12 protein-coding genes are annotated in these 12468 nt (G+C 64.7%); all 12 read right to left on the reverse strand.

The annotated features are described in order from the left end of the window. Positions 1-109: 109 nt before the first annotated feature. Complete coding sequence (locus ABZV44_RS44165; protein WP_354850951.1) at positions 110-1432, reverse strand: cytochrome P450; 1323 nt, start codon at positions 1430-1432, stop codon at positions 110-112. Between the two features lie 177 nt (positions 1433-1609). Then, a complete protein-coding gene (locus ABZV44_RS44170; RefSeq protein ID WP_354850953.1) occupies positions 1610-2614 on the reverse strand; it encodes an ABC transporter ATP-binding protein in 1005 nt (334 codons plus the stop codon). A gap of 55 nt (positions 2615-2669) precedes the next feature. Next, a complete protein-coding gene (locus ABZV44_RS44175) occupies positions 2670-3209 on the reverse strand; it encodes a hypothetical protein (RefSeq protein ID WP_354850956.1) in 540 nt (179 codons plus the stop codon). After that, positions 3206-3865 (reverse strand): hypothetical protein, encoded by a 660-nt coding sequence (locus ABZV44_RS44180; RefSeq protein WP_354850959.1) that lies wholly within the window; start codon positions 3863-3865, stop codon positions 3206-3208. Before ABZV44_RS44180 ends, ABZV44_RS44175 begins: the two co-directional genes overlap by 4 nt. Further along, positions 3829-5322, reverse strand: a complete 1494-nt coding sequence (locus ABZV44_RS44185; protein ID WP_354850961.1) for an MlaD family protein — start codon at positions 5320-5322, stop codon at positions 3829-3831. Before ABZV44_RS44185 ends, ABZV44_RS44180 begins: the two co-directional genes overlap by 37 nt. Then, complete coding sequence (locus tag ABZV44_RS44190; protein ID WP_354850964.1) at positions 5322-6446, reverse strand: MCE family protein; 1125 nt, start codon at positions 6444-6446, stop codon at positions 5322-5324. The genes ABZV44_RS44185 and ABZV44_RS44190 overlap by 1 nt, the downstream gene beginning before the upstream one ends. A gap of 17 nt (positions 6447-6463) precedes the next feature. After that, positions 6464-7597 (reverse strand): MCE family protein, encoded by a 1134-nt coding sequence (locus tag ABZV44_RS44195; RefSeq protein WP_354850966.1) that lies wholly within the window; start codon positions 7595-7597, stop codon positions 6464-6466. Then, on the reverse strand, positions 7594-8565 hold the full coding sequence (locus ABZV44_RS44200; RefSeq protein WP_354850969.1) for an MCE family protein: 972 nt from the start codon (positions 8563-8565) through the stop codon (positions 7594-7596). Before ABZV44_RS44200 ends, ABZV44_RS44195 begins: the two co-directional genes overlap by 4 nt. A 53-nt stretch (positions 8566-8618) precedes the next feature. Further along, positions 8619-9632, reverse strand: a complete 1014-nt coding sequence (locus tag ABZV44_RS44205; protein WP_354850972.1) for an MCE family protein — start codon at positions 9630-9632, stop codon at positions 8619-8621. After that, positions 9629-10792 (reverse strand): MCE family protein, encoded by a 1164-nt coding sequence (locus ABZV44_RS44210; protein WP_354850975.1) that lies wholly within the window; start codon positions 10790-10792, stop codon positions 9629-9631. Before ABZV44_RS44210 ends, ABZV44_RS44205 begins: the two co-directional genes overlap by 4 nt. A gap of 16 nt (positions 10793-10808) precedes the next feature. Then, a complete protein-coding gene (locus ABZV44_RS44215) occupies positions 10809-11642 on the reverse strand; it encodes an ABC transporter permease (protein ID WP_354850978.1) in 834 nt (277 codons plus the stop codon). Positions 11643-11652: 10 nt separating this feature from the next. Next, the gene (locus ABZV44_RS44220) at positions 11653-12465 is read right to left on the reverse strand and encodes an ABC transporter permease (protein ID WP_354850981.1); all 813 of its coding nucleotides are present in this window, start codon (positions 12463-12465) and stop codon (positions 11653-11655) included. Positions 12466-12468 lie beyond the last annotated feature (3 nt).

Genomic DNA, 12468 nt, shown 5'->3' on the forward strand with positions numbered 1-12468 from the left:
TCATCGACGGCGACATCATCGAAATGCGTTCGGTGCTCCCTCAGCGACGGGCCTGGTCGTGGGCTGATCTGAACAGACGCCGCTCGACTGTGCCCCCGCACCGCGAGCGTCAGGACAGGGTCAGGCGGACCGGCAGGTTCCGCAGCCCACCCACGAAGTTGGTCTGGATCAGCTTCGGCTCGCCGATCACCTCGACTCGGGCCAGCTTGGGCAGCAGTTCCTCGAGCATGACCCGCATCTCGAGCTTGGCCAGATGCTGGCCGATGCACATGTGGGGCCCGTACCCGAAGGCGATGTGCTTGTTCGGCCGCCGATCGATGTCGAAGGTGTCGGGATTGTCGAACACCTCGGCATCGCGGTTCCCGGACTGGAACAGCAGCATCAGCCGGTCGCCGGCCTTGATCTGCTGACCGCGCATTTCGTAGTCGCGCAGCGCCACCCGGGTGAACTGCTTCACCGGGGACACGATCCGCAACGACTCGTTGACCAGATGCGGAATCAGGTCGAGATCGTTCTTGACCCGCTCGAGCACATCCGGCCGCTCGGCCAGCTGATGCAGGCATCCGGCCAGGGTGCTCGCCGTGGTGTCGTGCCCGGCGGTCGCGATCGCGACGAACCAGCCGTACGCGTATGTCTTCGGGAAGTATTCCCCGGACTCGTCTTTCGCGACGGCGATGAGGGTGGCCAGGTCGTCACGCGGTTCGGCGCGGCGGTTCTCGACCAGCACATCGAAATAGGCGTAGAAGTCCGCGACCGCGGCCGCGAACTGCTGCGCGGCAGCCTCGGGCGAGAGCGCCTCGACGTCGTCCCGCATCGCGTCCGGATCGGCGACACCGAAGAGATCCTGGGTCAGGGCGAACATGCGCGGCTCATCCTCTTCAGGAACGCCGAAGAGGGTCATGATGACGCGCAGCGGGAAGTACACACAGAATTCCTGGACGGCGTCCAACTCCGGCGGTCCCGCGATCAGGCGTTCGACGGCCGCCTTCGCGTTCTCCCGGATCTGGTCTTCCCACTTCTTGAGGTTCGCGGGCCGGAACCAGTCGAACGCGACATCCTTGATGGTGGTGTGCTCCGGCGGGTCCAGATACGGCAGGGCGTCCAGGATGCGCAGGCTGCCGCCGGTGAGGGTCTTGGTGAATTCGTCGCCGGCCTGATTCTGGAGAATCGGATTGTGCGAGCCCTTGTCCTCGCCGCCGCCCGCGGCGAAAATGTCCGGTTGCTTTTCGACCTCCATGAGATCGGCGTGCTTGGTCACGAGCCACAGCGGGTCGTAGCCCTCCACCCGGACCTGAGCCAGCGGCTGGTTCTCCCGGAGCCAGCGGTATGCCTCGTACAGCGTCGTGTCGTCGGTGTGCCCCTCCGGCAGCACGATCTTGCGGGCGATCTCGTCGGGGACGGTCCCGGTGTCGGCGGATTCAACCGTCGTCATGGTCTACCTTCTCTCAGTTCTCGATTGATGGCGGAGAGCGCCGGCGCGGTCGGCGTTTGCCGCGCCGCACTGTGATTCGAGTCTCATGGACGACTCGGCCCCTGCGCGTCACCACAGTGGGGGGTATTGACCCCACACGGGGGTGAATGGCGGCCCCGGCGCTCGGGCGGATCTCGGCTATATCGCCGTTCCGAGATATTCGTCCTCGGTCATGGACTCCAGGATTGCTGTCTGCGCCGCCAGCGGCAGCGTATCCAGAATGGTGCGAACACGATCCTGGCGACGGATCGCGCCTTGCCGCTTCGGCATGCCGGGCGTGGGGCGCATTTGCGGGATGATCCCCTCGACGGCTTCGACACCACCCGCGTGGTGACCGGCGGCCACCAGCGCCCGCTCATGGGCCATCTGGGCTTCGTCCTTTTCTTCCGACATCCCGATCGGCCCGATCATGGTTCCGTTGAGGAATTGCTCCACCACCGGCTCGTCACTGGTCAGCAGCACTTCACGCGGGCCGAACATCACCAATTCGCGGCGGAACAGCATGCCGATGTTGTCGGGCACCGTGCGCGCAAGATTGATGTTGTGGGAGACGATCAGAATGGTGGCGTCGATCTGGGCGTTGATGTCTATCAGCAGTTGGCTGATATAGGTGGTGCGCACCGGGTCGAGGCCGGAATCCGGCTCGTCGACGAGGATGATCTGCGGATCGAGGACCAGCGCGCGAGCCAGCCCCGCGCGCTTCCTCATGCCACCTGATATCTCGCCCGGAAGTTTGGACTCCGCGCCGGCCAATCCGACCAGGTCCATCTTCTCCATGACAATTTTCCGAATCTCGGATTCGCTTTTCCTGGTGTGCTCACGCAGCGGAAAGGCGGTGTTGTCATAGAGATCCATGGACCCGAAGAGGGCTCCGTCCTGAAACAGCACGCCGAACAGTTTCCTGATCTCGTACAGTTCCTTGCTCGAGCATCGCAGGATATCGGTGCCATCGATGACGATGGAGCCTTTCTCGGGCCGGAGCAACCCGATCAGCGACTTCAGGAATACCGACTTGCCGGTGCCTGATGGTCCCAGCAGCACGCTGATCTCGCCGCGGGGCAGCGTCAATGACACATCCCGCCAGATATTCTGCGATCCGAAGGACTTCGTCAGCCCCTCCACGGAAACTTCGACGCCACTCATGGCCCCTCCAGGTGTTCGACGATCATTACGTACTCTGCGAAGTTCGTGCCGCCGGCTATACCGGCTGCAATCCTGAAATGAGCCAGTGATTCGCGACGCGGTCCAATTGGATGCGCACCCGGCTGGTGTCCAGTCGAGGCTGTGTCGCGTCCTTGCCGGTGGTCGTCTGGTTGATGAACAGCAGGACGGTCGCCGAATCCGCCGTCGCGGAGACCACGGACTTCGCGGCGACCGTCGCCCGGGTGACCGTCTGGTTCTGTCTGGCGGCCGGGATGATCGTGTCCTTGACGAGCGACGCGTACCGGTTCTCGAAATCACCGGTGAGCAGATCCGACGCGGAGCCGAGATCGCGATCGACGCTGTCCGCCTGATAGGACAGGAGTTTCGGGACCGCGGCATCGGCCGCGGCCAGCGCACTGCCGCGCGCCTCGTCCACCGCCTCGTCGCCGTGTATCCGGACGCCCAGCACCACCACTCCGACGGCCAGCGCGATCACCAAGGCGCCCAACGGGATCAGGGTGAGGCTCTTGCGCCGGCGTGACCAGCCCTCGATGTGGGCCGTCAAGGCGGCGGGCCACTGCCGCAGTGTCCTCATGATACGAACTCCACATTCGAGACGAGCCACGCGCCGCTGACGTGCTGCAGGCTGACTTTCATCCGGTACACCCGTTGCTGCCCGTCAGGCGCATCGGTGTTCTTGACCGTCGAGGTCGACGCGACCAGCACCTCGGCATGGTCGTCGTCCGCACTGGACAAGCCGGCTTCGGTGACCTCGCCGGTCGAATCGACGGCGCCCTTGGACAGCACCTGCCGGAACGTATCGGCCTGATGCGTGAACTGATCCCGGAACGATCCGGTGGTTTCGGCGAGTATCCGATTGATATCCGGTTCCACGGCCTGCTGGCTGAGCGTGGTCAGATCCACCACCATCTGCCGCGCCGCCGCGACCGCCGCGGCATCCCTGCTCTTGTGCGCGTCCGTGCTTCGGACCTGCAGAAACATCAGGACCGTGGCGACCGCGAGCGCGATCAGCGCGACCACGAGCACCACCAGCCCGAGCGCCGGAGCGGCGAACGTGCGTGCCGGAGTGGCGGATTCATCGTCCGGCTCTTCGACCGCCGGACCCTCGGCGCCCTCGTCGATCGAGGGTTCAGCGGCCGCCTGGTCGATCACCGACTCGGCTGCCACCTCGTCCGCGTCCGGATCATCCGGTGTCAGACGGTGGTCGGATTGGTAAGCAACTCTTGCCATCTCATCGTCTCCTTGTGTGTGGTGCCGAGCGAAGAGATCGTGTAGGTCTTTCCGTTGGGCGCGATGAAGTTTCCGGTCGCCGGGTCGTAGGGGACCGCATTCGTCCAATTGGCGGGCTGGACGGCCCCGTCTGTTGCCGGCGCCTGATCCGATTGCCCCGGTGCCGGGGGCGCAGCCTCCGGCGGTGTGGGAGCCCCGGGGATCACGGCCGCGCCGGTATCGGGTCCGGCGCTCGACGGCCGGGAGAGCATTCCGGGCCACGCCGAAGGCGGGCCACCCGGGCAGTCGGCGGCCAGTGCGGTCCGCACCGCCGGATTCGTCGCACAGGGCATATTGCGCGAGCCGCGCACGGCCTGTGGATCGTTCTGCGGCAGCCGGCACCGAGCGTCCGGATTCGCCGGCGCGGCAATGACATCGGAAGGATCGCGATGCTGGGTGCCCTCGTACCCCTGGGTGCAGGTGACCGGGCCGAAGGTGTCGAGCAATTTCACATCCAAGGGCGCCTGCGGGCCGAGCGGGTCGCCGTCGCGCTGCAGCCCCTGGTGCTGCACGCTGTAGTTGAACGACGCGGTGATCGCCGGATAAACGACCAGGATCTGTTGCAGGCCAGGGACGTTCACCCGCAGTACCTGACCCACCGTCTGCAGGTCGGCCAGCAGGTTCGGCAAGGGCGCGGTGAGGTCGGTGAGTGCCGAACCGACGGTATCCGCGAAGCCCGCACCCTGGTCGAGGACCGACCGGACATCGGAATCACTGTGGGCGAGTTGCCAGGTGAACGACGACAGGTCGTGGACCGAGGATTTCAGCTCGGCGGACACGGCGGTACCGGTGTCGAGCAGTGGTTCGGCGTCCTGGATGAGCGCCTTGGTCTGCGGCAGGTTCGCCTGTGCCAGAGCCACGATCGCATTGGCCGAGTCGATGAACCCGCCTGCCTTCGATCCGGCGTCATCCAGTGCCCGCGAACTTTCGGCGAGCGTCTTTTCCAGGTCTTGGCGCGGAACGGCTTTCAGCAGTCGCTCCACGTCATCGAGCAGGGTCGCCGCCGATGCCGGAATCGTCGTGCGCTCCACCGGGATCACGCTGCCCGCGCGCAGATAGGGGCCGTTCCCGGCGCCCGGGGTCAGATCGACATACTGCTCGCCGACCGCCGAAACGCTCTTGATCGCGGCGAGTGTGTCGGCGGGAATCGGCCGATCCGATTTCAGCTGCAATTCCACCGCGATCCCGGTGTCGGTCAACGCGATCGATCGCACCGTGCCGACATCGGCGCCTCGGTAGGTCACCAGAGCGTTCTGGTACAGACCCGCTCCGTCGGCGAAGTTCGCGGTCACGGTGTAGGTGCCGATTCCGCTGTAGCGCTGCACACCGCAGTAGTTGATCCCGACATAGACCAGCGACAACGCCGCGATGACACCGAAAATCACCAATTGTGTTTTGACCAAGCGTGTCTTGTGCATCAGCGTCCTCCGTCCGTGCTCGAATCCGCCGGCGCGGGAATGACTGGCGGAGCGACCTCGGTCGGCGCCAGCAGTGGGTTCACCACCCGGCTCGCGGCGAAGAGGCTCTCGAGTGCGCCCTTCGGAATACTGGGCAGGATCTTGTTGAGCACCCCGTTGGCACTCAGATCGAGCGTCAGATAGAGATTGATGAAGTCACCCCTGATCGCCCGGTCGATCGTGGACACCGGGAACGGGATCGTGCCGGCCAGATCGAGAGCGCCCGGCAGATTCGATCCGGCGGCGGCCAATTCGGTCAGCACCGGCCGCAGATTGGTCAGATCGTCGACGAGACCGGCGTGGGAGGCGGCCAGCACCTGGTCGGCGATCTGCCCGAAGCGGCCGAGACTGTCCAGCGTGCCGGTGAGCTGATGCTGCTGAGCGTCGAGCACTCCGAGTGCGGGCGCCAAGGTCGACAACCCCTTGTCGATGGTGTCCGTCTGCGCGGCGAGCGTGCCCGAGAGCCGGTCGACGGCGTCGATGGCCCGCACGATGTCGTCGCGCTGACTGTTCAACCCGGTCACGAAGGTGTCCAGGTTGTCGATGAGATCGCGCACCGTGTTCTGCCGGCCGTCGAGTACTCGGTCGGCCTCGGCGACGATGGTTCGAATCTGTTCCAGCCCACCGCCGTTGAGAACCGCCGACAGGGAGGCCAGCACCCGGTCCGTCGACGGGTACTCGGCGTTGCGATCCAGCGCGATGACATCGCCCGACCGCAGTGTGCGTGCGTCGGCCTGCTGTCCCGGCGGCACCGCCAGTTCGAGATACTGCGCGCCGAGGATGCTGGTCTGGCCCAGCGTCGCGGCGACATTCGCGGGCAGGGCCGCCGACTCGTTCAGACAGATCGTCAGGCGTGCCTGCCAGCCGTCCAACCGGATCGACCGCACGGTGCCGACGTCGACATTACCGGACTTGACCACCGAGTTGTTGACCAGGTTCTGGATATTGCGCATCTCGACCACGACGTCGAAACCCTTGCCGTCCACCGCCGTCCCGGGCAACGGCAGGGAGTTGACCCCTTCGAAGCGGCCGCAGCCGGTCAGCACCGCGAGCGAACCCAGCAGGCTCAGGGAGACCGCGGTCAATTTCGTCCTGTGTCGCATCATCTACCGCCCATCACTGGCGCCAACAGGCTTTGGAGATCAGTTGGTGTCGTTGGCATTCCGAATTGACCCGCCAGACCGGCGGCAAGCTGACCGGCAAGCGCCTGGGTCGCCGTCCGGCACATGTCCTGTGGCGCGTTCACCGTCGTCGCGAGGACACAGAGCAGCGACCGGCCATCGGGAATACCCGGTAGCGCAAGACCACCTGTCAGCGACGCGGTTTGCGGGTCGTAGATGTTGTAGAAGTCGTCCAGCGCCGTCGGCCCGCTGTGCAGAATCTGGGCGAGATCGTCCTCCTGATTCACCAGCAGTTGCGTGATGTGCTGCAGCGAGGACACATCGGAGACCAGCTTGGCATGATTGTTCGCGACGAAGTCCTGGATCTGCCCCATCTCGGTGGCGAGGCTGTGCAACAGCGCATCGAGCTCGGTGCGGTTGTCGGACAACAGCCGCGACACCGAGGAGAGCTGCCCGGCGAACCCGACGATCTGACTGTCGTTGGCCGCCAGGGCGGTGACGAAACTCTGCAGATTGCGCAGCGTGCCGAAAAGGTCCGGGCTGCCCTTGTCCAAGGCGGTCGCCGCGGCCGAGAGCGCCCCCAGCGTGTCGTTGACCGTGACGCCACGCCCGTCCACCGCGGTGGCGGCGGCGCTCACCGCGTCCGCCAACGGGCCGTTGCCATTTCGGCCATCGGGCCCGAGCGCGTTGATGAGCTCGTCGAGTTGCTGCTTCTCCTCGTCGAAGGAGACCGGCACCGCGGTTCGCTCCAGTGGGATCACCGCGCCGTCGGCCAGCACCGGCCCTTTGCTGTAGACCGGCGCGAGCTGCACATACCGGCCGGAAACCAGAGTCGGCGCGATGATGGCGGCCTGAGCGTCGGCCGGCACGTCGCGATCGGAGTCGTAGGACATCTCGACCCGAACGCGGTCGCCGTCGGGCGTCACCTTGTCGACCGTCCCGATCCGGACACCCAGCACGTCCACGGCATCACCCGGATACAGCCCGGTCGTACTGCGGAAGTACGCCACCACATGCTTTTTGGAAACGTCGCCGAAGAACACCACCCCCATCGCCACGACGACGGCGGCGACCAGGACGACAGCGATTGGCGCGAACCGGAATACTCTCTTCATCGCGACCCTCCCGGATTGCTCAGATTCGCGGGCGTGATGTTGTCCAGGAGCACGTTGAAGAACGGGCCGCTGGCGACGACATCGCTGAGCGAGGTCGTGAAGTTCCGCAGCCCCGAAACCGCCTCGCTGATATTGCGATAGTTCTGGTTCAACGTGTCCACGGTTTTCCCGAGTTCGGCGAGCGTGGGCCCGATGCTCGCCGCATTGTCGCGGGCCACCGCGCTCAGCTCGTCGAAGACCTGCTTCGCCTGCACCAGGACCCCGTGCACTTGAGCGGCTCGCGTGTTGAGTGCCGCGAACAGTGACCGGCCGTCGCTCAGCAGCAGCGCGAACTGCTGGTTTCGCTGCGCCAGGATTCCGGTCACCCCGTTCGCATGGGCCAGCAGGTCCTCGACCGCCTGGTCCCGCGACGCCACCGAATTCGACAACCGGGTCAGCCCGGTCAGCGAGGAACCCAGGTCGGGTGACACTGTGTGCAGCAACTGACCGGCCTTGTCCAGCGCCTCGGTCAACTGCTTCTTGTCGGTGCGCGCCACCGTATTCGAGACCTCGGCGAGCGACTGCGAGACGTCATAGCCGGAAGCGGTGCGCTGCAAGGGAATCGTGGCACCCGCGGCGAGCGTCCCCGAACCTTCCGGTGCGAGCTCGAGATAACGCTTGCCGAGCAGGGTGGCGACCTTGATCGCAGCCCGGGTCTGCCCGCCGAGAGCGACACCGTGGGTGTCGGCCGAGAACCCTACGACCACATGGTCACCGGAGAGCTCGACGCTGTCGACATGTCCGACCACCACTCCGGCGACCTGCACCTCGTCCTTCGCGTACAGCCCGCTCGCGTCGGCGAATTCGGCGCGGTAGTCGGCTCCACCGTGGATACCCGGCAGCGACCGGTACTCGAATACGAGCGCCAGCACCACCACGACCGCCAGGCTGCCGATGATCCCCACTCGCACGCGGTTTCGCTCTCGCATGGGAATCCGTTTGCGATTTCTCAGGCGCATGACCTGATGTGCCACCCAATTCATTATTTGCACCTATCGGCCGGAGCGATGACCATAGGCGTGTCGGCGCCACCCTGCGGTCCTGGATAGCGGATCGCCAAACCGCACACGAAGAAATTCACGAAGTTCCCGTAACTGCTCACCCGGGCGATCTTTTGATAAGCGTTGGGCAGCCCGGCCAGCAAGGCGTTCAGGTCATCGGTCTTGGCATTGAGATTCGCCGCCGTATTACCCAATTGAGTGATGTCGGTGGTGAGCGGCGCGTGCGCATCGGCCAGCACACCGGCCAGCGTCGCGGTCGCCGCGTCGATACGGTCCACCGCGTTCACGACGGTCTGCTGATCACCGTCGAGCCCGGTGACCAGCTGCTGGAGATTGCCCACCACATTCGAAAGGTCTTGTCCCCGTTTGTCGGCGGTGGACAGCACCGCGCCGAGATTGGTGATGACCGCCCCGATCGCACGGTCCTTGTCGGCCAGGGTGCCGCTGAGCGTTCCGACCTGCCGGACGATGTCGGCGATCTTGTCGGACTGCCCGTCGAGCACGGCGATCACCGACGCCGTCAGCCGGTTGGCCGCGTCGGGATCCAATCCCTGCAGCAGCGGCCGGAACCCGTTCACGAGCTTGTCCATCTGCAGCCCGCCGCTGGTGCGGTCGATCGGAATGACGGACCCGGGTGGCATGACCTGGGCCGGCGCCGAGCCGTCGGCAAGTTCCAGATAGCGGTCGGAGATCAGGTTCTTGTACCGGATCTGCGCGGTCGTCGCCGAGGTGAGCGACCGGCTCGAATCGACGTCGAAGTTGACCCGCGCCTCCTTGGGCCCGGTCAGATCGACCGACACCACCTTGCCGACCGGTATGCCGGCGACCTTCACGTCGTCACCCGACTTCAGGCCGGACGCGTCGGAGAACATCGCGGCATAGGATTTCACCGGGGTGAAGCGCATGTTTCCCACAGCGGTGGCGACCAGAAAGCCCACCACACTCGTGACGACAACGAATATGCCCAGCTTGATGGCGGGACCGCGGACTGTCATTTTGTTCGTCCCAACAGTAGATCGGCGATATTCGCGCCGCCGAGCACCGGGCCCGCCGCAGTGCGATACGCCTGGCTTCCGTCATCGAAATCGGTGTGCCCCGGGTCTGCCGCGGTGGCACCGTCATGAGATCCGTAGCAGTTCACCGGATTACGGACGTCGCCGACCTTCGGCAGATTCTGCTGGGTATAGAACGGATCACCCATCGGCACCGTGCCGAGAATATTGAGGCCCGGCCGGGCGCCTCCCAGCGCACGCTTCAGATAGTCATCCGCCTGCACCAGACCGGAAAGCAGGCACTGATATTCGGGGGAATAGTCGGCCAGGACATCGGTCACCGGATCGAGCGCATTCGACGCCCCGATCAGAGGTTTGCCGGAGGCGTTGAAGAACTGGCTCCCGACATTGCCGAATCCGGTGAAACTCATCAGAAACGCGGCCAATCCCGACTGCTTCTCGGTGAGTGTCCTGCCGGTGACGGTCGTATTGTCCAGCACCGCAAGCAGATCCGGTGACAGCGCGGCGAGGGTGTCGGCGTTGTCGGCCAGCTTCGGAATGTCGCGTTGCAGTGTCGGCATGGATCCGTTGAACTCGTGGAGGTACGTCGCCAGGATGTCCATGCTGTGCCCGAGATCGCCGCCGCGGCTGCGCACCGCGGTGGCGCCCTGGCTCAGTACGGTGGCGACCTGTGTCGGATCCACTTGTTCGAGCACCGCCATCAGATCGCCGAGCACGTCCTGGAATTCGACGGTCACCTGTCCGGCGTCGATCACCGCTCCTGCGGCCAGTCGCTGCCCCGCCGGCTCCGCGGGCCGGATCAGCGCAACGTATTTGCGGCCGAACAGCGTCGAGGTGCTCAGGTTGGCGCCCACGTTCGCAGGAATCCATTTCAGCTGATCCGATTGCACGGCCAGCTCTATGACGGCCCCGGAGCCTTGATGGGCCACGCCGACCACCCGGCCCACGACCTTGCCGCTCAGCTCGACCTGTGCGCCGGTGTCCATCATCAGCCCGGATCGGTCGGTTCGAATGGCGACCCTGACCGTCGACTCGAAAGCGTTGCTGTAGAGGCCGATCGACAGGCCCGTCAATCCCAGCAGCAACGCGATCATCGCGATGCCGATGCCGGCCGCGCGGAATCGCGATCGCGATTCACTCAACTCACTCGCCATGACATCACCCCGAAATGTGCACGCCGGCATCGGGACCGCCGAAAACGGCGATGCCCACCAGCAGGTCGATTACCATGACAGCGATCAGCGAGGTGCGTACCGCGCGACCGACCGCGACTCCGACGCCCGCGGGGCCACCCGAAGCGTGATACCCGTAATAACATGTCACGCACATCACGACGACGGCCATGACGATCACCTTGAACAGCGACCACCACACGTCCGCGGGAATCAAGAATTCCTTGAAGTAATGGTCGTAGGTTCCACTCGTCTGTTCGGTGAATATCAAGGTCACCAACCGCGTGGACAGATATCCCATCACCAGGGCGACCGCGTACAGCGGTATCACCGCGATGACACCGGCGATCAGCCGCGTCGTGACCAGGAACGACACCGGCGGCACGGACATTACCTCCAGCGCGTCGATTTCCTCGCTGACCCGCATCGCCCCCAATTCGGCGGTGAATCCGGCGCCGACGGTGGCGATCAGCGTGAACGCCGTCATCAGCGGGACTGCTTCCCGGGTGTTGAAGAACGCGGACACGAATCCCGCCAGCGCGCCGACGCCGATCCGGCCCAGCGATGTATCGCCCTGCTGCCCGACCTCATAGGCGCCGGCCATCGCCATGAATCCGAGGATGACCACGGTCCCGCCGACCTTCGCGAGCGCACCGGTCCCCATACTCACTCCGGCGATCAGCTTCAGTACTTCGCCGCGATATTGCCGGAAAGTGTGCGGCGCATATTGAATACTGCGCCCATAGAATTTGAGCTGCTCACCCAGATCCGCGAGACCGTCGATCGGCGCATTCGCGGCTCTGGCAAATTTTGTCGCCACTCGAAGCCTCCTATGCTTGCAGCGAGATGGTGGTGATGATCGAGTTCGTCAGGAAAAGCAGCACGAAACTAACCACCACCGTTTGATTCACGGCCTCGCCGACACCTTTCGGCCCACCCTTCGCCCGCATGCCGAGATGGCATCCGACCAGGCCCGCGAGCAGGCCGAAGACGCCGGCCTTGATTTCGCCGACAACGAAGTCGCCCAAGCCGGTCAACAGCGAAAGACTGTTCACGAACTGTCCCGGTGTCGCGCCCTGCACATAAACACTCACGACATATCCGCCGGCGATGCCCACCGCCGTCACAACACAGTTCAAGAACACCGCGACCGCGGCTGCGGCGACGACGCGCGGAACGACCAGCCGTTGAATCGGGTCGATTCCGAGCACCTCCACGGCGTCGAGTTCCTCGCGAATCTTTCTCGATCCCAGATCGGCGCAGATGGCGGTCGCTCCGGCGCCCGCCACGACCAGCACGGTCGTCATGGGCCCCATTTCCCTGATCACACCCACACCAGCGCCGCTGCCGCTGAGGTCGATGCCGCCGATCTGGTCCAGGATGAGATTGATCTCGAAGATGATCATGGCGCAAAAAGGAATCGCCATGAGAATCGACGGCGCGATCGAAATACGGCAGATGAACCACGCCTGATGGATGAATTCACGCCACTGTACCGGGCGTTTGAACAGACATCGAAACGTTTCACACGTTGTCACGTAGAAGTCGCCCAATGCCGAAGCGCCACCCCGCCCCTGACGCCGGACGTCCCGGGCGATCTTTGTCGTGTCGACTCGATGCTTGCCGCCACCGACTGCAGCCATGTT

Source organism: Nocardia sp. NPDC004860, from assembly GCF_040609015.1.
GTDB lineage: Bacteria > Actinomycetota > Actinomycetes > Mycobacteriales > Mycobacteriaceae > Nocardia.

What these genes read in the sequence shown, in the direction of transcription:
- ABZV44_RS44170 (WP_354850953.1), bottom strand. Translation starts at nt 2,614, where the DNA reads ATGAGTGGCGTCGAAGTTTCCGTGGAGGGGCTGACGAAGTCCTTCGGA.
- ABZV44_RS44200 (WP_354850969.1), bottom strand. Translation starts at nt 8,565, where the DNA reads ATGCGAGAGCGAAACCGCGTGCGAGTGGGGATCATCGGCAGCCTGGCG.
- ABZV44_RS44205 (WP_354850972.1), bottom strand. Translation starts at nt 9,632, where the DNA reads ATGACAGTCCGCGGTCCCGCCATCAAGCTGGGCATATTCGTTGTCGTC.
- ABZV44_RS44175 (WP_354850956.1), bottom strand. Translation starts at nt 3,209, where the DNA reads ATGAGGACACTGCGGCAGTGGCCCGCCGCCTTGACGGCCCACATCGAG.
- ABZV44_RS44185 (WP_354850961.1), bottom strand. Translation starts at nt 5,322, where the DNA reads ATGCACAAGACACGCTTGGTCAAAACACAATTGGTGATTTTCGGTGTC.
- ABZV44_RS44165 (WP_354850951.1), bottom strand. Translation starts at nt 1,432, where the DNA reads ATGACGACGGTTGAATCCGCCGACACCGGGACCGTCCCCGACGAGATC.
- ABZV44_RS44220 (WP_354850981.1), bottom strand. Translation starts at nt 12,465, where the DNA reads ATGGCTGCAGTCGGTGGCGGCAAGCATCGAGTCGACACGACAAAGATC.
- ABZV44_RS44180 (WP_354850959.1), bottom strand. Translation starts at nt 3,865, where the DNA reads ATGGCAAGAGTTGCTTACCAATCCGACCACCGTCTGACACCGGATGAT.
- ABZV44_RS44195 (WP_354850966.1), bottom strand. Translation starts at nt 7,597, where the DNA reads ATGAAGAGAGTATTCCGGTTCGCGCCAATCGCTGTCGTCCTGGTCGCC.